At 42.2% G+C, this 20,813-nt stretch carries 8 protein-coding genes and 1 pseudogene; 5 read left to right on the top strand and 4 right to left on the bottom strand.

Annotation, left to right across the window (positions count from 1 at the left end; translation table 11 throughout):
- Nucleotides 1–31: 31 nt before the first annotated feature.
- Nucleotides 32–1,606, top strand: coding sequence for a hypothetical protein (locus Q0791_RS11425; RefSeq protein ID WP_299006259.1), 1,575 nt, complete (start codon nucleotides 32–34; stop codon nucleotides 1,604–1,606).
- A gap of 79 nt (nucleotides 1,607–1,685) precedes the next feature.
- On the opposite strand, the gene Q0791_RS11420 is transcribed toward Q0791_RS11425, so the two are convergent.
- The 4 genes from Q0791_RS11420 to recC form a co-directional block, all read right to left on the bottom strand.
- The gene (locus Q0791_RS11420) at nucleotides 1,686–2,726 is read right to left on the bottom strand and encodes a D-alanine--D-alanine ligase (RefSeq protein WP_299006256.1); all 1,041 of its coding nucleotides are present in this window, start codon (nucleotides 2,724–2,726) and stop codon (nucleotides 1,686–1,688) included.
- A 231-nt stretch (nucleotides 2,727–2,957) separates the two neighbouring features.
- Nucleotides 2,958–5,105, bottom strand: coding sequence for an exodeoxyribonuclease V subunit alpha (gene recD / locus Q0791_RS11415; protein ID WP_299006275.1), 2,148 nt, complete (start codon nucleotides 5,103–5,105; stop codon nucleotides 2,958–2,960).
- A gap of 44 nt (nucleotides 5,106–5,149) precedes the next feature.
- A complete protein-coding gene (gene recB, locus Q0791_RS11410) occupies nucleotides 5,150–8,890 on the bottom strand; it encodes an exodeoxyribonuclease V subunit beta (protein ID WP_299006254.1) in 3,741 nt (1,246 codons plus the stop codon).
- Nucleotides 8,887–12,759 (bottom strand): exodeoxyribonuclease V subunit gamma, encoded by a 3,873-nt coding sequence (recC, locus tag Q0791_RS11405; protein WP_299006252.1) that lies wholly within the window; start codon nucleotides 12,757–12,759, stop codon nucleotides 8,887–8,889. The genes recB and recC overlap by 4 nt, the downstream gene beginning before the upstream one ends.
- Before the next feature lie 349 nt (nucleotides 12,760–13,108).
- Here recC and Q0791_RS11400 point away from each other — a divergent pair, with 349 nt between their 5' ends.
- The 4 genes and pseudogenes from Q0791_RS11400 to Q0791_RS11385 all read left to right on the top strand — a co-directional run bounded on the left by Q0791_RS11400 (nucleotide 13,109) and on the right by Q0791_RS11385 (nucleotide 20,707).
- Entirely contained in the window at nucleotides 13,109–14,272 is a 1,164-nt protein-coding gene (locus Q0791_RS11400; RefSeq protein WP_299006250.1) for a histidine kinase, read from the top strand.
- Complete coding sequence (locus Q0791_RS11395; protein ID WP_299006248.1) at nucleotides 14,269–15,117, top strand: LytTR family DNA-binding domain-containing protein; 849 nt, start codon at nucleotides 14,269–14,271, stop codon at nucleotides 15,115–15,117. Before Q0791_RS11400 ends, Q0791_RS11395 begins: the two co-directional genes overlap by 4 nt.
- 289 nt (nucleotides 15,118–15,406) lie before the next feature.
- Nucleotides 15,407–17,548, top strand: a pseudogene (locus Q0791_RS11390) (glycoside hydrolase family 16 protein); the annotation flags it as partial.
- A 207-nt stretch (nucleotides 17,549–17,755) separates the two neighbouring features.
- Nucleotides 17,756–20,707: a TonB-dependent receptor gene (locus tag Q0791_RS11385; RefSeq protein WP_299006244.1), complete on the top strand. Its 2,952-nt coding sequence runs from the start codon at nucleotides 17,756–17,758 to the stop codon at nucleotides 20,705–20,707.
- Nucleotides 20,708–20,813 lie beyond the last annotated feature (106 nt).

Raw genomic sequence — 20,813 nt, 5'->3', positions numbered from 1 at the left:
GACTGACACAAAGGGAAGAAAAGGATCCGTTGTGATAATAACAATAATGGAAAAAACGAGTATGTTGATAAAAAGAGTCTTTACATCAAGCATGGGGGGGGGGGAAATGGTTTTTTTTTTTCAAGAAACCTTCCAAGAAAAGACCTCAAATATTAAATCGCTTAAGCGATTCATTAGGTGCGCGACATTGCTATTCGTACTGTCAAATGTATTTGGAGTGGCGCTTGCGGACGATAACACAGATGATGGACCAGTATTTGATGTGACTTTTACCGATCTGACAACGGGCGAGAAGACGCAGTTTTACACTAAACCGGACAGAATTTTTCACATTCCTAAAGCGGTAACTCAGTCTTATGAAGAAGTGCAAGCATTAGAGGCTATCGCTGCGAAAAAGGCAATGGAAAAGGCATTGATGGCTACCTTTTTGTCCGATCAAGGTATTAATTTGTCTGACGCTCTACTTGTTGATTCGACAGGCATTGATAGGATGACGTTTAACTCTTATCAAACCGCATTTCGGCAGATAGAAAGCGATAGCTTAGCCAGTAATGAAATCCCACTTAGAACTTTAGTTTACGTTAATGGAATGAATAATACATTAGTCGATGTAAGAATTAATTTAGGAAATATGAGATCGAGAGTTGGACCGCGGATTGGTGTAGATATGGTATATCATGCTTGGAACCAAAAAGAGGATCATATAGAGCAATTAGCGGAAGTGGCGATGCAACATATTCAGCAAGATTATCGTTTATCCGATAAAAAAGCTTGGCAGCAGTTTGCTTATATCTTCCTTTCTCCTAAAAAGTATGTATTTGAGCGTTTTGCGAAAGAAGCATTAGCAAGAATCGATGAAGATAACTATGTCAACGATGTGGACCTAAATCGGCACTTAAATGAGCAATACCTACCATTACTCAAACAAAATCATAAGGTGGTGCTCTTGCCCCACTCCCAAGGGAACTTTTATGCTAATCGTGCTTGGAATAAAATTGCAAACACTTCAGCAACATCTAAATACGCTCAAGCCATAGGTGTGGTTGGAGTGGCGACCCCAGCGATTTATGTGGCGGATAATGGCCTTTATACCACCAATAGCAATGATGTAATCATGAATGGTATTCGCGCTTTTTCGGAACCACATTTACAACCCTTACCCGCTAATGTTACACATGATTTTACGTCTGTTGATCCTTCAGGCCATGGATTGTCAGAAATCTATTTAGGGAATAGTACGCAGGGTCGTGTTATAACAAATAAAATTGTTAAAGACATTAATACTACCTTTTCTCGATTAACCTTAGCAGGCAGTTGTAAGGCATTTCATAAAGAATTAGGGAATAATTGGATGGGATCGTATAACCCTGGAAGGAATTTTAAAGGTAAGCTATCGATTGAATTTACTGCTTTTACAGCGCGAAATGCAATTCGTATTTATGATAAAAAGGGTAAGAATATATTTTGGACTAGGGGTTATGTTAGTGGTACCGTCGGTCCTAGAGTCGTTGATTACGATGAAAATACAATGGGTACGCTTTCGATTGCTATTGGAGCAGAAAAAAAGAACGATGATTGGAAGTTACGGATTAATTGTATTGAATAATGCGATGGAAATAAGTTAATGAAAATCGCCAGCTGGTTTTAGCTGGCGTTTGGTATTATTGCCTCTAACGTCTAGCAGTTTAGCTCGCCGATTGTGTTATTTGTGTTTCTTTTTGAAGTTTAAGCTGACTTAAAATGGTATCCGTTAAGTAGTCACTAAAACTGGGTCCGTGGTTTTGCAGCATTTTAGGGAACATGGAAATGGGAGTGAGTCCAGGGAAAGTATTGATTTCATTGAGTAATATTTCATTATTTGAAGTTAAAAAGAAATCAACTCGAGACAAGTGTTTTAGTTTTAGACCCTTAAAAGCTTTAATGGCATAACGGCGAATACTATCGGTTATGTCAGTCGATAGTTCTTTTGCAACCACTTCAGTAGTGGCATGGCTGTTAGTATCGTACTTTTCATCAAAGGTGTAAAAGGTATCGGCGGCGCAAATGATCTCACCGGGCAAGGTGGCGATGACTTCACCTTGATACTCAAATACGGCGACTTCTAATTCCCGCGCTTGAATGGCTTTTTCAACAATAACATAGTCTGAGTAATGAAAGGCATCGGCTAACCGCTCGGCAAGCTCGTTGACATCATCCACTTTATAGCAACCCACAGAGGATCCTTGTGAGGCGGCCTTAATAAAAATGGCTTCCCAATTGTGTAAAGCTTGAGTGGCTTTCTCAATGGCCTTAGGCGTTAATTCACTTAAAAACAGTGAAGGGGTATTGGGAATATCTAATGCGCTAAACCACATTTTTGCGGTGACTTTATTGAAGCAATGCCGGCTGGCCTCGGCATTACAGCCAAAATAAGGCAAATGAATAAGATCAAGGTAAGATTGTAAATCACCGGTTTCGCCAGGGTAACCATGAATACAGGGGATCACATAATCGATGGGCCAGTTTTCATTATGTCCTTCTTGAAAGCGCAATTGTTTGTGATTGGTGATTTCACACATTTTGCCATCGCGTGTGCGATATTTTCCTTGTGCTAATAATTCAACTCGAATGACATTAAATTGAGGTAACTGAGCTAAGGTTTGCTGAAAAAAGTCAGCCGAAAGTAATGAGATAGCATGCTCATCGCCACCACCACCGCAAATCAGTAGTAGATTGATCCGTTTCATAACATTTCCTCATTTTGAGTTGAGTAGGAAGCAGCTTTATCCTTAAATGAAAGGCCGTTACCTCATAAAGTGTTTGTGATGAGTGTTATTGTTCATCATGTTGTCGCTAATAACGGCAGGACAAAGAGTAAAATAAAGCGGCATTATAGCTAAATCAATATAAAATGACATACTCAGCTGGAATGTAAAGTGATCTATACCCTCAAGCGATATAATCCCTTGTTAACACTGTTATTGGGGGGCTTGCTCTTTCCATAACCTAAAGGCTAACCCCGATGCCCTTTGAGTGGCTTTCAGGCAGGCTGTTTCAAAAACTTTCTCACTGCCTAAACAAGTAAAGTGCGCTTTAGCGCGAGTGATCCCAGTATAAATGAGCTCCTTGGTTAATAATTGTTTCTGAGCGGGACTGGGTGATACAGGTAACACTAAGGCGACTTGTTTAAATTCACTGCCTTGGCTTTTATGTACTGTCATGGCATAACAAGTATCATGTTGGGGCAAACGGGCGGGCAATACACTGAGTAAGCTACCATCGGCTTGAATAAAGTGAGCCATGAGCTTATTGTGACGATTTTTATCGGGTAAAATTAAGCCGATATCGCCATTAAATAGGCCGAGATTATAATCGTTACTTTGAATGATAATCGGCCTTCCAGGATAAAACTCTTGCACTGGTTGAATAAGCTTGGCTTGCCAAAGGGCCTGAGTCACACTTTGATTGATCCCATCGACGCCATATTCGCCACTGCGCATGGCACATAAAATACGATATTGATTAAAACAATGAATGATGGTTTCACAAGACTGCAGCTGATTGCGAACCATAGTTAAATAATGGCCATAAGCACTGACGCTTTGCTCAAGTAAGGCGTTTAATCCAAAATTTCCTTTTGCATGTACTTGGTGTTCTAGCCAGCACAGCTCTGAATAACCTTTTTGCCAAACCTGTGTAATTTTTTGCTTATTGGCTTGATTGACTGCACTGGCTAGCTGACCAATACCGGCATCGCCCTTAAAGCGGTGACTGTGCATTAACATGCATAAGCTATCACCAATGTGAGTGGTTTGTGTTTGACCGCGCTTGTCTATAAAGGCGGTAAGATCGGTATTGCATACTTGTGATAATACTTGTGCATGATCCTGTGAATATCGCATTTGCCATTGATGGTGATACGCATTGGACGTGGCTAAGCCTGCACAAATATCGGCGAGCACGGCACCTGCTTCAACGGAGGCCAGTTGATCTTGATCTCCCAATAAAATCAGCCTTGCATGCTGAGGCAGTGCATGTAAAAGCTTATACATCATAGGTAAATCAACCATAGAGGCTTCATCAACAATGAGAATATTTAGCCTTAATGGGTTGTGCTCATCAAATCTAAATTTATGTGAATTGGGGATCACGCCTAATAAACGATGCAGTGTAGCCGCTTCTTCAGGAATTTGGTTTAATGCGATGAGATGACGCTCTGTGTGAGCTTTGTCTGTTGTCCATTGAGTGATTTCATCCCTTAGCCTTGATTTTGAGGCTTTTATTGACTCACTGAGACGCGCCGCCGCTTTTCCTGTGGGAGCCACTAGTTTGATTGTTAAGTTTTTCGAAGTGTTCGAGCTCGCTCTTATTTGCTGTAAACAAAGTAAAAATAATAATTTAGTCACAGTGGTGGTTTTACCTGTTCCTGGCCCGCCAGTGATCACCGCCAGTGTTTTGGTTAATGCAGTGGCGGTGGCAATTTTTTGCCAGTCAAATTTGTTTTCATTTGATTTTTGCTCGTTTGATTTTTGTTCGTTTGAGCATTGCCCATCATGCATAGCGGTTTTTTGGGACTGAGGAGCATTGGGGTAGAGTAAGTCCAAAGTGGTTGCAATATGCTTATATTCTTGAATGCTAAGAGAGTGAGTGACATCCCTTGCCAGCCGTAAAAGGGTATCACTGACTCGGGTCTCAAATTGATAATAACGCTGCAGATACAAATAGCCATTGTCTAACACTAATGGCGCACTTAAGCGCTGAGAATGATTCGCTATTTGGGTTTCTTTTTCATCTGTTTGAGTGTGAGGTGTTGTGATGGCAGAGAAACGAGACAAGGTCTCGATAACCTCTTCAAGTGAAGCGGTTATTTGGCAATGGCTGACTTTCTCTTGTAAGGGATTATCAAAGGCGATTTGAGACAGAGGTAAGCAAGTATGTTGCTGAGATAAATGCTGGCTTAAAAGGGCACAGATCAATACAAATAGAGGCGATGTTTCTTGATGGATATGACTTAGCTCTAATGCAAAATGCCTATCGAGGGGTGTTAAACGGCCTTCTTCTTCCCATTTTTTTAATAATTGGGGTAAAGCTTGAAAAGTGGTGACACCGTCTTTTTCAATGATCATATGTGGCGTTTGCTCATGTTGAGTAGCTGAAATGTGGGTAAACGTCATAGCAGTAATTCTTGTTGAACGGGAGGCGCTGGCTGGGGTAAAGCTTGGTTATTCAAGCCTTCAAACAGTTGGTCCAGTGCCAATATCAGAGCCTTAGGGGGCTTGTCGTAAAAAATTCCTGACAAAGGGTGATCTTTTGACATGCCCCGTAAAAATAAGTAATAACAGCCGCCCATGTGTTGGTCAAAATCATAATGGGCAAGACGCAATGTGAGGTATCGGTGAAGGGCGAGGGTATAGATGATGTATTGAAGATCGTAGCGATGATCATTAATGGCTTGGGCCATAGCGTCGTGATGGTACTGCTCAAACTGGTTCCCTAAATGATTTGACTTATAATCGGCGATAAAAAATTGCCCTTGGTACTCAAAAGTTAAATCAATAAAGCCTTTTAACATGCCTTTAAGATCATCAAATTGTAATTGCGCACTATAACCGTATTCAGTGAGTAAGGCATTGAGTTTATTTGCATTGAGGGTATTAATGGGAAGATAAAACTCCATTTCAACGAGTTTAGCCGCGGGTGGCAGGTGTGATAATGATAAGTCTGTATGGTGAGAAAGTGGCGCGCTGAGTAAATCAAGGTACCAGTCATAAAGCATATCAAACCAAGTTTCATCGATACCATATTGGCTCATAGCTTGAGGCAGATGCAAAGCCAGCTCTGTCTCTGCCTGTGTAAAATCAATCAGCTCTAGTACTAAGTGCATGAAGCTACCCGCATTCGCCCCTCGCTCAAAGGTAAATCGATTGATTAGACTGGTTTCTTCCTCGTCGATAGTGATGGAAGAAAAGCCTTCATCATCCGCGCCAGGCTGTATTTTTTCATGGCCAATATTTTTAACCAGTCCTGAATAACTGCCAACACGCCATGGGGTGGATAATTGACGTGTGAGCGTTTTAGGTGACAATATTATATTTTCATCCTGCTTGAGTGGTTGAAAAGGGGTGCAGGGAATACATTCATTCATATCCTCAACACTGATTGACTCACAGGTCAGTGTCTTGGCGGCAAATTGTAAATCGCTATATTCACATTTTGCCTCTTTAATGCCCAGTAAGTAACCTATGGCTGTTTCATGGAGCTGGCTTTTAATGCCGTCTTTTTTAGTAAACTTGCTTTGGTTGGCAATGAATAAATAGCATCGATAAACAGGGCGAGTTAATGCCACATAGAGTAAGCGAAGATCTTCACTCAACACTTCGTGTTTATAGGCGTCAAATCCTTCATCCGTTTGCAGTAAATCCCAGACCAATTGTCCCTCTTTATGGTAAAGCATGGTACTGGGTTTACGGCTAGAACGTGGCAAACTCACAAAAGGTAAAAAACAGATTGGGTATTCTAGTCCCTTACTTTTGTGGATCGTGACAATTTGCACTAAGTTTTGTTCGCTTTCTAATCTCAGCTGGGCTTCTTCTGCTTCTGTATTGTCGATTAAGGTTTGTTGATACCAATTTAGCAGGGCATTACATCCATCGAGTTCTGTTGATTTTTGCTGTAATAATTCGGCTAAATGTCTAAAGTCTGTGAGCCGACGTTCGCCGTTTTCACTGCTCAGTAGGCGTTCAATGAGTTGGGTTTCTCTGGCTAAAAAGAGCAGGGCGGGCATGATCCCTCGCTGACTCCATAATTGATGCAGTTGAAAAAATTGCTCTAATAAGACTTGCCTGATTTCTTCATCAAGGTTAAAAGTGTGTATTTGTTCACAGCTGTAGCCTAATAGTTGAGTGGCCATAGCGCTGCGCAAGGCTTGTTCGTTTTTAGGTAAGGCCATAGCCTGTAAAATAATGGCCATCTCTCGCGCTTCAAGGGTGTCATAAACACTGTCTCGGCTGAGAAAAACCGCGCCAATTTGGCGTTGCTCTAGTGCCTTTTTCATGACTGCCGCTTCATTTCTATCTCTAACGAGAATGGCGATATCTTTTGCGATTAAGGCACGGTTTTCAATTAAACATAGCTCTCGTTGAGCGCCATTGAGTAATCGAGCGATTTCTTCACCGCAGGCTTGAGCCAGTTGTTCTCTGGCGGTGACTTTGTTTAACCCTTTTTCAGGATCCTCACTGAGCAGTTGAATACGCAGCGCACTGCTCTGCTTGACTTGCAGATTTTGTTCATCATTTTGTGTATATGTGTCTATTAATACCTTTTTGCCTTCGCTATCTGCGGCACTCACGGCTTCAAAAGGAATAGACTGACTCATGAAAGCATCACTTTGATGGCTAAAAAGGCGATTAGTGGCATCCACCATAGCTTTACTGGAGCGGTAGTTAGTGTCTAGAGAGTAATGCTCACTGGTGTGCTCTCTTGCATGAATATAAGTGTGAATATCGGCGCCGCGAAAAGCATAAATGGCTTGTTTAGGATCGCCGATCATCAATAAACCGATATGATTATTCGAGTGCGCCTTGTGATAAATTTGACTGAAAATCGTAAATTGCAGGGGATCTGTATCTTGGAATTCATCAATAAGCGCCACGGGAAAACGTTTGGCGATATGCTTGGCTAACAAATGGTGGGCTTGAGTGAGATCTGTGTCATTTTGCTCAAGTTCGACTTTTTGAGCAGGGCTTGCGCCTTTGGCATTGTTTACAGTATGACAAGACATGTCGGGCTTTAGTGCATGGGCTAAAGTCAACAATAAGTCATCGGGCGTCATGAGATTACGCTCGGTTTTTTGTCGCACAAACCGCTGTGAAATGCCTTGCCTTGCTTGATATAAAAAAGCGGGAACTAATTCATTGAAAAGCTGATAAAGCTGTTCAATATGTGCCAATAAGGGGGCTTCACTGGTTGTGGGAATAGGATGTTTCTTGGTGAGTTTTAATTCACTTAATGCCAGCTGAGATAGCACTTTTATCGGTGCCGGACCTTGAGGGGATGCCACCCAATTATCCAGTTCATCTAGCATTTTTGCAAGCTTTGGGTAACCATCTGCCGCTTTACCAAAACGGGTGCCATTTAAAGGTAACGCATGGAGCATAGCTTCAAGGGCATCTTTTTCTTGTGGCCATTGCGCATAAAAGCGATTTAAGCTTTGAGTGAGGCGCTGGGCTAATTTATCAAAAGCCATAGGTTTAGGGGCGGCAACGGCAAGGTTCGCCCCTAATAGTGCGCGTAATTGCTTGCCTAAACTTTCAGGATCTTTGATACTTTTTTGAATGATCCCGGCAATATTTTCCGGTAAGGCATAACATTGTTCACGCCAAAAATCTCGCACAGCATGGTGCAAAAACTCGCTGTCATTTAAGGTAAACTCTGATTCAAACAGAAGGGAGGACTCAAAAGCGAGATCGGCTAAGATCCGCTGACAAAAACCGTGTATGGTAAAAATGGCGGCTTCATCGAGAGACTTTAAGGCTAAATCTAAGCGTTTAAGACACAGGGCGCGTTCATCAAGGGGAGTTTGCATGTATAATTGCACAATAAAATCATCTTCAACCTTTAGCCCCATAAAACATTTAAAGCAAGTGTGTACTCGTTTGCGGATCCTATCCCTTAATTCTGCTGTCGCGGCATTGGTAAAGGTCACCACTAAAATTTGCTCGCAACTTAGGGGCGTATCAACACCTATGCCTAAAAGAAGCCTTAAATAAAGGCCTGAGATGGTATAAGTTTTACCTGTTCCCGCACTGGCTTCTATTAATCGGCTGTCCTTAAAAGGTAAAGTAAGCGCATCAAGGCGTTGTGACAAAGTGTGAAAAGTGGATTCTGAACTCATTGTACTCATTGTACTCATAGTGATCCCTCCTTAGACGCGGAAGTGTTTGAATGACTTAAGGACATCGATTCCACATGTCCACTGAGCTGCTTTAAAGGCCCTGACTGATATAAGCTCAGTAATGGCGACAGCAAAGTCTGGCTGATATGACCAAAGGTGTGTTCTTGAAAGTCTTCAGGAAAGTGATATAACCTGTGAAAGTGGGGATCGCTGGCATCGCCAAATTGTGTTTGTTCGTTGAGCCAAGCTGATGCGGCGGCGTCAAGTTTATTGGCATGTTCACCATCTGCTTCTGCATAGGCAAAAGAAGTATTAGGAATAAAGGCAAGGGGTTGTTCTAAACCTGCGTAAAAAAACGCTATCCAAGTGTGTAATTCTTGATAGGCTGCCGCACTGGTGAGGCTGTCAAATACATGAAACTTACCGGCATCGAGTAAGTAACTGGGACGATTTACGCCCATGGCATTGAGGCATAAATGCCTGATATAGACTCGAATAAGATCTTTGGCTTTAGCAGTGCCAGGGCGATAATTGACTAAGCCTTTAACGCTAATGTTATCGATTCGGCCTGTGAGTTGGATGTCAAAGGGAGCGTCAAAGTGTAATTGAATATCACAATCTTGAGTTTTTTCTTGGTCTTCTGTTGCAATTTCTTGTGCTTCGTTAGCTGATATATCCGTGTTGTTTATCGCTTTATCTTTTGCTGTTTTACCTTGTAAGTAATAAATTCTATCGATGAGAGGCAACAAGTCTTTTTGGTACTCATTCAATAATAAGGTATCAAAGGGCGATAAAGGTAAATCGCCACTGGCTTGGAGTTTTTGGTAAAATTGTGGATCTGGTCGGCTGAGGTTTTTGTCGAGTGTATCCTCAAGAATCGTCGTTTGTAATTTATGCCGTTCAAGGTTATTTAAAGAAAAAGGCTCATCGTTATGATCAATTTGAATATCGAGGTTGAGATCAACTTTTAAGCGACGTTTAAAGAAATATTGCGCCGGATTGCGATAAAATCGAATGAAAGCCGATAAATCGAGAGTGTGAGTGTCATTTTCTATGGCATCAATATTGGTTTGGCTTTGCTTTGATAATAAAGAGCCAGATAAAGCGTCAGATAAAGTATCAGTCGTCTCTTGATCTGTGTGTGTGCTGTTACCAATAAAAGACCGGTATTGAGAAGAGTGTTGTTCACTGAACTTGGCATTGTGCGATGAGCTGTGTTTATTCTTATCATTGTCTTTATCATTGCCATTAGGCTGTTTGACTTGCACTGGGCACCATTGAGCGGCATAACTTTGCTGAATAGCTTGTTCACTGTCACTTGATTGAGCTTGATAGAGCTTATTGTCAAAAGGTTGCAGTGGCATTTTTTGTAATAATTGTTGTTCAATCGCCTGTTCAATCGATTGAATATCTGTTGGTGAGACGCTGCTGTCTTCTAAATGCTTAAATTTTTCAGGCAGATAGCAAAGCTGACAGTATTCCACGAGCTCCGTGATTAACATGGATGGAATACGCTCAGAGTTATCTCGTTCACTGTGGCCGATATAGCTGATGTATAATTGCTCTCTGGCGGATAATAGCGCTTCTAAAAATAAATACCTGTCATCGAGTCTTCGAGAGCGATCCCCTTTTCGAGGGCCAAAATGTGCAACAAGATCAAAGCCTACAGGATACTGAACCCTAGGATAAATGCCGTCATTCATGCCCAATAGACAGACCAGTTTAAACGGAATAGATCGCATGGGCATTAAAGTACAAAAATTCACACTGCCCGCTAAGTAACGTTGGCCGACACGGGATTCTGATAAGGTTTGTTTAAACCAAGTATGTAAGATTTCAATGGCAATATCTTGTTGGTGCTGGGCATCATTGAGCTCTGTGGAGAGTTTACACAAGGCATCGCGTACGGTTTGCAATTGCTCTCTTTCATCGTCATCCACCTCATAAAAATCATTTAACATCTCATCCAGTTGGGCTTGCCTTTGCGTGATGGGCAAAGGGGTGGCGAGTAACACTTGATGTTTGTCTATGGTTTCAATGAAATTTAATAATTGACCTAAAGCTTGAGCTGACTGACCTTCTATGCCTTCTACAGCGAGGGTGTCATGATATAAAGGCGATGCGTCACTAAAGGCGTAGCCTAATAACAAACGTTTAATACCAAATGCCCAGGAATTTTGATTAAAAGGCGGCAGATCTTGCTTCATTCGGCTTTTTTCATCTCGGCCCCAGCGAATGTTCGCTTGCTCTAGCCATTGCCTGATAAGATTGAGGTCGTCATTATCCAGCCCAAAGCGCCTTAATACGGCAGGGACTTCTAAAATGCCTAATATGTCGGTTAATGCGAAACGACTTTGATTGATATTTAGCAAATGCAAGAAACTATTAATAAGCGGTGATTCTTGCGCCGCGCCTCTATCAGCTATGGCATAAGGAAGATAATGAGCACCTTGTTTAGCGGCAAAAACGGCGTCGATATAAGGGGCGTATGCGGCCACATCGGGCATCATGATCACGATATCTTTCGGTGATAGCTTAGGGTTTTGGCTGAGCATTTCCAATAAATGATCGTGTAAAGTTTCGACTTCTCTTAATGGGCTGTGACAGCTTCTTAGCGTAATAGAAGTATCGTTTTGATCTAATGGACGTCGACCCTCAATGCTTAAATATAAACTGGCATCGGGGCCAAGACTTTGGCCGCGGGTTTCAAGGTTTAAAATATCAGATTGTACGCCTGCAAGCAGAGATTGTGGATTATTCTCTGTATTTGAGGTGCCTAAGGTAAGGGGATCGATAAAGCAATCAAAATTAAATTGAGTATGACTCTCGGGCAGAGAGAGAATAAGATCCAGTAATTCACGGCCCATTTTGCCGTTATTGGCCAAGATGGGATTGCCCACTTCGAGTTTATCTTCCCATAAGGCATCAAGCTGTTTTTTACCCGCATATTCTAGCGCCATTCGTGCGCGCAATTTGGGATCGATAATATCGCCCCAGTAATGCTGACAGGGACTGAGACTTAACATGATGACATCAATGCGCTTGGCTAAATAATGGATCACCTCTAAGGTTTGCGGCGCCATGGATGAAATACCAAAGACAAAGAGTCGCTGGGGTAAGCCGGATAAATCAGTGTTGGGATCATCAAGGGCGGTAAATAACGCATGATGCAAGTTGGCTCTGTGATATTGACTTTGTTGTAATTCATTGGCATTAAAATCGATGAGGGCACGCCATAATTCCGGCTGCCATGCTTGTTCCTCGCTGAGTGAGAGCGGGGCTTCGTTGTTTTCCCAAGCCGCTATCCAGTCGGGACGGTAGACTAAATATTGATCGAAAATGTCGGCGATACGGCCACAAAGTTGATAGAGCTTCAGCGGCTCCTGAGAAAGTCTCAGCGGATCTTGGGAGAGCTTCAGCGGCTCCTGAGAAAGTCTCAGTGGATCTTGGGAAAGCTTCAGCGGTTCCTGAGAATGCGCATCTAAAGTGTCCTCATGGGATGGTTCAGAGGGCTTAGTCTGTGATGTTTGTGTGTCCGCCAAATAATTCTTGAGTGGCTTGAAGGTTTCTCGGTCTAATAAGCGAGGCAGCAAATCCATGAGTTTCCATGTCATGGCGGCTTTGGTAAAGGCATTTTCTTTAGGCACATTCTCAAGCAAAGTGTGGCATAACTGCCAGATGAAGCTAGAAGGCAGAGGGAACTCCAATACCGCAGCAATATTATTATGTTTAGCAATTTCTAATCGCAGCCACGTCGACATACCTGGACTTTGCACTAATATGTGCTCAGGTTGTAAACAGGATAGACTCGGCAGAGGACTGGCAAGTTCATTGGCTAATTGTTTAGAGAGGGCTTCCATCATGTTAGATTGGATCAAATAGAGCATGGTTGGAGTTAGGCCTCGATGTGCGATATGAATAATGACTCTATTCTATACTGAAATGCATTGAAATGACTTCGACTTTTCATCAATAGAGAATATCACATTCATTAATTGACGATTTATACCGCTTTGAAGAAGCAATAAAGGTTTAACTTAGTGGCGCATCGGTTTTTACATGTCATCAAGATGAAAATGTCTTTGCTGAAAAAGATGTGGGTTTCTATCTAGCATTAATTGGGTGATCTTGGCTGAAGTGATTTCGGTTGCATAAAGTGGCGCTGAAAAGAGGCTTTATTGATTTTAAGGTGAGTTTTACGCTAAGCTGGTTGCTTCTTTATAAGGATATGATTTTATGATGGAAGATGTAGCCTCTTATTCTGGAATACGATCCCCAGTGAAAGCGCCTTTAACGTTGAGTCAGCAATTTTGGACTCTGCAAGTAGCAGGGTGGTTGGGGTACGCATTAGTGGTTTTTTTCGCCATCATTAGGCCGCAATTTGAGGATGTGGACTTTAATTTATCAGGCCAATTGCTGAATTTAATGATAGAAACCTTAAGTGGTTTTGTTTTTTCTTATTTGCAGTGGTTACTCATTCGTCGTCTCATCCATTTGCCTTTAAATATTTCCCTCAGTTGCAGTTTCATGGCCGCCGCTTGTTTAGGCGGAGTGTACAACATTATCAAGCTGAGTAGTTATAAGATGGTAGTGTATCATCAAGCTTGGAATGCAGACTGGAACATGTTGGAATTTGGTGGTTGGTTGTTATTCTCATTAACCACTTTGTTTGTTTGGACCGCGATCTTTTTTACCCTTCTATATAATAATCAATTACAGAAAAAGCATGAGTTATTATTGCGAGCACAAACGGCGGCAAAAGACGCGCAATTACAAATGCTACGTTATCAATTAAATCCCCATTTCATGTTTAATACCATGAATGCCATCTCCACACTCATTTTAAAAAATGATAATGATAAAGCTTGTGAGATGCTGGATAAACTTTGTACGTTTTTTCGTTATACCTTAGATAAAAATGTGCAAGAATTAACGACCTTAAAAAAAGAAATGGCCTTGCTTGAAGCCTACCTTTCTATTGAAAAAGTGCGATTTGGTGAACGTTTACAGCTGACATTTGATATTGATGAAAATGCCCTTCAGGCTCAAGTGCCCAGCATGTTATTACAACCTTTAGTGGAAAATGCCGTTAAATTTGCCATTGAGCCGAGAAAAGGCCATGGAAATATTATGATTAACGCTAAGGTAGAAGGTCATCGCTTAATATTGAAAGTATTAGACGATGGAAAATTAAATAATAATTATGTCGATAGAAGGGATGAAGATCATCATGGAATGCAAAGTATCGAAAAAATAAGAGGATTAGGCGTAGGACTGAGCAATACAGAGTCTCGCTTAAACGCCTTGTTTGATGAAGATTTCCATATTGCATTATCAGAGCCTGATAATCATTGTACTTGTGTATCACTGAATATGCCTTTTAGGCCTTTGTTATTATGATATTACCTTCTCCTTTACGCGCCATAATTGTTGATGATGAACCCCTTGCTCGTGAGGGGCTGAAATTACGTTTGAAGAAACTGCCGGAGATCAGTATTGTGGCAGAAGCGTCCGATGGCGATGAAGCCATTGAACTGTGCCATGCACTGACGCCGAATATTTTATTTCTGGATTTACACCTTCCCGGCCTTAATGGCATTGAAGTGGTGCAGGCACTGCAGTCTGATGTATTGCCTATGGTGGTGTTTGTCAGTGCCTATGGTGAATATGCGTTAGAGGCTTTTGAGCTCAATGCGATTGATTATTTATTAAAGCCTGTGAACTTAAGTCGATTGCAAAAAACGGTGGCAAGGATTGTCGAGCGTTATACGAGTCAAAGGGAGAATAAAGAGAAATATAAATTACTCAATGCCCTTGGTGAAACTTCAGGCATTGCTGTTGCCGAGTTAGAAACTTGGTTGGAGTCTGACTCACCTTTGCCACGGACTTTTTGTCATGAGTTAGTGATTAAAAATAGTGAAAATGAGAAAATTTTTCTGCCTGTTAAACGGATCCGTTGGATCGACGCCGCAGGAGATTATATGTGTATTCACACTGAGCATGAAACGCATATAGTGAGGATCACTATGAAAAAATTAGTCAGTCAATTAGATGCTAGGGTGTTTAAACGGATCCATAAATCCACCTTAGTGAATATTCATTGCATAAAAAGCATTCGTGCCTTACGTAACAATGAAAGTTTGGTCGCGTTAGGGGATTATGTGAATTTAAAAGTGAGCCGGCATTATAATGCTGCCTTGCAAGAGAGCATTGAAGCAAGACAAGCCTTACCTTTTGATATGTAGAATTAGCTTGCATAATGAGCGAGGCTTTTTCATTCTGCTTAGAATGATACTGTATCGCTTTACGTTTTCGTAAGAGTAAATCTGTACCTCACATTCTGTACCTCACATTTTGACGTGTTAGTTAACGTTACGTCGCAATTACCTTTCACCATATCGAGTTTTATTTGCAACTTTTTATTAACTATTGCATAAGTTGTTTTCAGCCTATTTTGAGTATGGCAAGTATGTTATGGCATTTAACGTATTAGAAAATGAATAAAAATAATAGTAAGTAACTTAGGTGCAAATGATGAATAACTCGATAAGAAAAATCGCCTCATTGTGGGTCTTGCTTTCTTTGTTTGCAGGCGTGTCAGCTTGCGGTGATAGTGAGAGTTCTGAAAATGAAAGCCATATTACCCAGCCTTTGCAGCCCGTCGATGATTGGGAAATGGTGTGGAATGATGAGTTTGATGGTGCTGCTATTGATGAAAAAAAATGGACACGGGAACAAGATTGCTCAGGCTCAGGTAATGAAGAGCAGCAATGTTACACCGATAGTGATGAGAATGCCTATGTGGAGAATGGGATTTTACACATAGTGGCAAAGCCTGCTGAGCAAGGAGCTGAAAAGCCATATACATCAGCGCGTTTAGTGAGTCGTTATCAAGGTGATTTTACCTATGGGCGTTATGAGATCCGCGCAAAGCTGCCTAGTGGCCAAGGCTCTTGGCCGGCTTTTTGGTTATTGCCAACAGATGAAGTGTATGGCTCTTGGCCCAAATCCGGTGAAATCGATATTGTTGAGGCAGTTAATCTTAAGGTGAAAGATGACGATGGACGAGCCGAGAATCGTATCTATGGTTCATTGCATTACGGTAAAGAGTGGCCAAATAATGTGTATTCAGGCAAAGACTATGCCATGGCCAATAACCCCGCCGATGATTTTCATGAATATGCCATCGAATGGCAAGCTGGGGAGATCCGCTGGTATGTGGATGATTACCTTTATGCAACTCAGCGACAATCCGATGTTTTCTATAACAGTAAGGGGGAAGCAGCAGGGTTAGTGCATCGAGGCTGGTTCAGTGAGTATTATGATGCCTCCACAGGCGAGCTTACCACCCATTGGGATCTTGCGCCTTTTGATCAAGCTTTTTATATGATTTTAAATTTAGCCGTCGGAGGAAATTGGCCTGAAAACGTCAATGCTCTTGGCATTGATGCCGATGCCTTTGCTCAAGGGCAACATCTAGAAGTGGATTATATTCGTGTTTATCAATGCAATCAAAACTTGAATACAGGTAAAGGATGTGAAACGGTTCGAGGCGGTTATGACAATTTGAATGATGCCTTAGTGGAAGGTTTGGCGCCCATTCCTGTCGCCATGGGGGATGCTGAGCTTTTAAGGATTTTTTATGGCGAGATGAACCCTAATTGGCCTGCATGGGACTGCTGCGGTGGCGGTACACCGAGGCTAGTAAGTGATGAGCTTCGCGGTGATGTCATGGAGTTTTATGTCAATGCTGAGCCGACGGTTAATGGTTTTATTACCAAAGATCCCTTTATTACAGATCCTAAAGGAATGGCCAGCCCCTATGATGCTTCTCCTTTATTAGTGGATGGCTATTTACGTTTTGATCTTAAAGTCATCGCCCTACCACAAGATGTATCGGCCACTTGGTACCTTAAATTAGAAAGTACTCACCCTGATACAGAGATCTCCACTGCGGTTGAATTAGCACTATTTGACAGTTTGGAAGGCAACACTCTGGAAGGCAATAGGCCCCAAGTGGGCGAATGGCAGACTTATACCTTTCCTGTACAAACCTTGATGGATGCGGGGTTAGATGTGTCATCGATTGATGTGGTGATGATTTTTCCTGCATGGGGACAAGGTGAAGGGGCGGTTTATCAAATCGACAATCTTGTGTTTGAAACGCCGCCTTTGATTGTCTTTGAAGACAGTGAAAATGACAGTTGGCCTATGTGGGATTGCTGTGGTGGCACGACGCCAGCGGTGAAAGAAGATGATGTTGAGCATGGCGCCGTGGCAGAGTTTGTCATTGGAGACATACCGACTGTGATGGGATTCATTTCTAAAAGTGACTTTGTCAAAAAAGGGGCGCAAGCCGCACCTTATGATGCCAGTCATATCGCTCAAGAAGGCGTGGTGCAATTTGATATGAAAGTGGTGTCTCAGCCCAGTAACGCTGAGGCGGCTTGGTTATTTAAGATTGAATCTCATGACGCACTTTATCAGGTGGAGTGGCCCCTTGAAAAAGGCAATGATGGCCAGTTGCCATTAACAGGCGAATGGCAGACATACACTTTTTCATTAAACGAGTTAGTTGCTGCTGGGCTCGATGTGAGTGCCATTGATGTTCTGCTGATCTTCCCTAGTTGGGGACAAGGTGAGGGCGCGGTGTATCGTATTGATAACCTTAAAATCATTCTTCCTGATGAGCCCATTAAGTAATGAGAACATCTCGTTTAACTCGATAATTTTTTATTAGAGGGGATGCTTTTACCTACAAAAGAGCATGGTCGTTTACTGACAGTTAATGCCTTTTTATAAGGCATGACTAACGGCTCTTTTTAAAATAATAAAAGGCTGATGCCTACCAAAATCAATGGAAGTGATGTAGGGAAAATTAAAATGAATAATAACCCATTTAATCGAAAACCCTTAGCAATATGGGTGTCGCTACTTTTATCAGTCAATGTACATTCAATCAGTTGGGCTGAGGAAAGTGATCATTTTGCTATCGATGAGCCTGCAATGGAGGTGATTGAAGTACAAGGGATCCGCAGTAGTTTAATTCGCTCTATGGATCTCAAGCGGGCCGAATCAGGTGTGGTGGATGTGATTTCGGCTGAGGACATTGGTAAGTTTCCCGATACCAATTTAGCGGAATCTTTGCAAAGGATCACTGGAGTGACAGTGAGCCGTGCTAATGGAGAGGGCAGTCAACTGACCATTCGTGGTTTTGGGCCTGAATTTAACTTAGTCACATTAAATGGACGCCAAATGCCGACGACGGGTAATACACGTTCTTATAATCTTGAAAATTTATCTTCCGATGGCGTGAACATGATTGAAGTGTATAAGACCGCAAAGGCCAGCATTCCAACAGGAGGATTAGGTGGAACGGTTAATATTGTGACCATGAAGCCGTTATTTAGCCCAGGACAAAAATTGTCCGTGTCGGCCAAGGCGATTCACGATACTTCCAATGAAGCAGGGAATGATGTTACGCCAGAATATAGCGCACTTTATAGCAATACCTTTAATGATGAGAGTATAGGTTTTTCATTTTTCTTAACTCATCAAAAGCGAGACTTTCAGCAACAAGAGGCCAATATTCAAGGTTGGCAGGCCAATGTGGCGCTGCCGGACTTAGCGGCTGATAAGGCCATTGATGGTCGTCCGTTAGATGCTGATGGTAACCCTGTGGGGGATTATTTTTTTCCAAGGGACATGAATTACAGTATCGATGATCTTGAGCGTACTAAAACCAATGGTTATACCGTGTTTCAGTATGCCCCTATAGATGAATTGATTTTGACATTAGATTATACCGGTACTCAGGCTAAACTCACCAGTAACTCCATCGGCTGGGGAATGTGGAATGATTACGGTGGCAATATCAATGCCTATGAGTTGGATGCTAATGGCAGTGCGGTGTTTACAGAAATCAGTGGTAATGACGGATCATACAGTGCCGCTAGAAGTACGGTAGAAGTCAAAGAGCAATCCTTTGGTGCAAATATCGCTTGGGCGGCCAGTGACAGTTGGAGTTTTGCTTTTGATTATCATGACTCAAAAAGTGAAACCGATAATGGCGCCGATCCCGATATGGGCAGTGCAGGCACCTTAGTTCTTGGCTCAGATCAATTACAGACTAAGACGTATGATTATCGCCGTGGTGAAGTACCTCATTCTCAGATTTATTGGAATAATGGCACCACGACATTGGCTCCGGGAGAAATTGATTCGCATTTCAGTCAATTTTTACACAGTACGGGGGATGCCAGTGTCGAGCAGTTCCAGTTAACGGGGACGTGGGAAAATACTTTTGATATTCCATTAGTCTATGTTCAAGTGGGAATGGCGAGAACCCTGCAAGAAACCAGCGGCACAGACGCATGGAGCGGTTTAATCGGTGGTTTTTTATTTAATCCCGCTTGGCCCGAAATGTTTCCCGATGGCATGTTTACCTTAAATAACACCGATGATTTTCTTAATGCGTTTGCCGGTGGTGGAAGCGATCTACTTCCCAGTTATTACTACACCTTTGATTTTGATGAAGTGGTGGCCCGCTCTGAGGCTTTTCTAACCGCCGATGTATTAGGTGACGATTATTTTTCCACATCGGCTTATCGTGATAAAGGGACCTTTACCAGCAGTGCAGTCAATGAAGACACAGATAGTGTGTTTATTCAATCCTTTTGGGAATTTGAATGGGGAGCCTTCCCTATTCAAGTGAATATGGGGTTGCGGTATGAGGAAACCACAGTCACCAGCCGCGTGTTTCAAGATGTTCCTACAGCAGTGTGGTGGCAAGGGGGGAGCGAATGGCATACTCAATATGAGGGAGATAGCCAATTTATTGCTCAAGGTGAATACGACGTATTTTTACCTATGATCGATATTAAAGTGGATGTTACCGATGACATAGTGGCAAGAGCCTCTTGGGGAAAGACCATTTCCCGTGCGCCCTTAGCCGATTTAGCCGGAGGTCGACAGCTTTCAAGCAGCCCTAAAATTGGATCGCGAGAGGGCACTGAAGGCAATGCCAACTTGAAGCCTTATGAGTCGACCAATTTTGATTTAAGTTTGGAGTATTATTTTGCCGAAGGCAGTTATGCTTCGGTGGGGTATTTCAAAAAAGACGTTAAAAATTTTCTTTCTAGTCAAACCGTTAATATAACTATCGATGGACTGCATGATATTTATCAAGGGCCTAGGTGGCAACAAGCAGAGGCCGATATCAATGCCAGAGGGGAAGTGGCCACCAATGAGGCCATTTATGCCCAAATGATAACCAATGGCGCATCGGTTAACAGCCAAGGTTACATTGAGCCCACATCTGAGGATCCGTTAATTAATTGGGGGATCACTCAGCCTTTTAATAGTGATGATAAGCAAGTCGATGGTTATGAGTTGGCCTTTCAATATCTCTTTGGCGAAAGTGGCTTTGGAGTGGGAGTGAATGGCACTTTTGTTGACGGGGATGTGGAATTTGATGTCACCAGTCTTGAGCAGCAATCCCCCTTAACGGGATTAGGTGACTCGGCCAACTTTCAGATGTTTTACGAAAAATATGATTGGTCTATTAAAGTGGCCTATGCCTGGCGAGATAAATATTTACTCGGTGTGGGTCAATCCCAAGGCTCCTCTGATAATCCTCCTCAATTTTCAAAAGCCTATGGTCAGTGGGACATGATAGTGAATTATAACATCAGTGACGAATTTACCGTATTTTTTGAAGGCATTAACTTAAATGATGAAACTGAGCAAGGCTATGGCCGCTATGAAGAACAGTTTTTATTTGCGCGGCAATATGGACCCCGATACGCCTTGGGAGTGAGGTATAGCTTCAATTGATCTTAAGTATGGCTCAATTATTTTCAATTTTTCAATGAATGAAATGATAGGCACATTTTTGTTGAGTGATAATCATTACTTAGCAGCTAATAACCATTATTGATAG

This window comes from uncultured Shewanella sp. (genome assembly GCF_947495455.1).
GTDB lineage: Bacteria > Pseudomonadota > Gammaproteobacteria > Enterobacterales > Shewanellaceae > Shewanella.
This window is presented reverse-complemented; position numbering and strand designations above follow the sequence as displayed.

Coding starts and splice junctions, on each gene's coding strand:
- Q0791_RS11400 (WP_299006250.1), top strand. CDS start 13,109: ATGATGGAAGATGTAGCCTCTTATTCTGGAATACGATCCCCAGTGAAA.
- recD (WP_299006275.1), bottom strand. CDS start 5,105: ATGATCATTGAAAAAGACGGTGTCACCACTTTTCAAGCTTTACCCCAA.
- Q0791_RS11420 (WP_299006256.1), bottom strand. CDS start 2,726: ATGAAACGGATCAATCTACTACTGATTTGCGGTGGTGGTGGCGATGAG.
- recB (WP_299006254.1), bottom strand. CDS start 8,890: ATGAGTACAATGAGTACAATGAGTTCAGAATCCACTTTTCACACTTTG.
- Q0791_RS11395 (WP_299006248.1), top strand. CDS start 14,269: ATGATATTACCTTCTCCTTTACGCGCCATAATTGTTGATGATGAACCC.
- Q0791_RS11385 (WP_299006244.1), top strand. CDS start 17,756: ATGAATAATAACCCATTTAATCGAAAACCCTTAGCAATATGGGTGTCG.
- recC (WP_299006252.1), bottom strand. CDS start 12,759: ATGCTCTATTTGATCCAATCTAACATGATGGAAGCCCTCTCTAAACAA.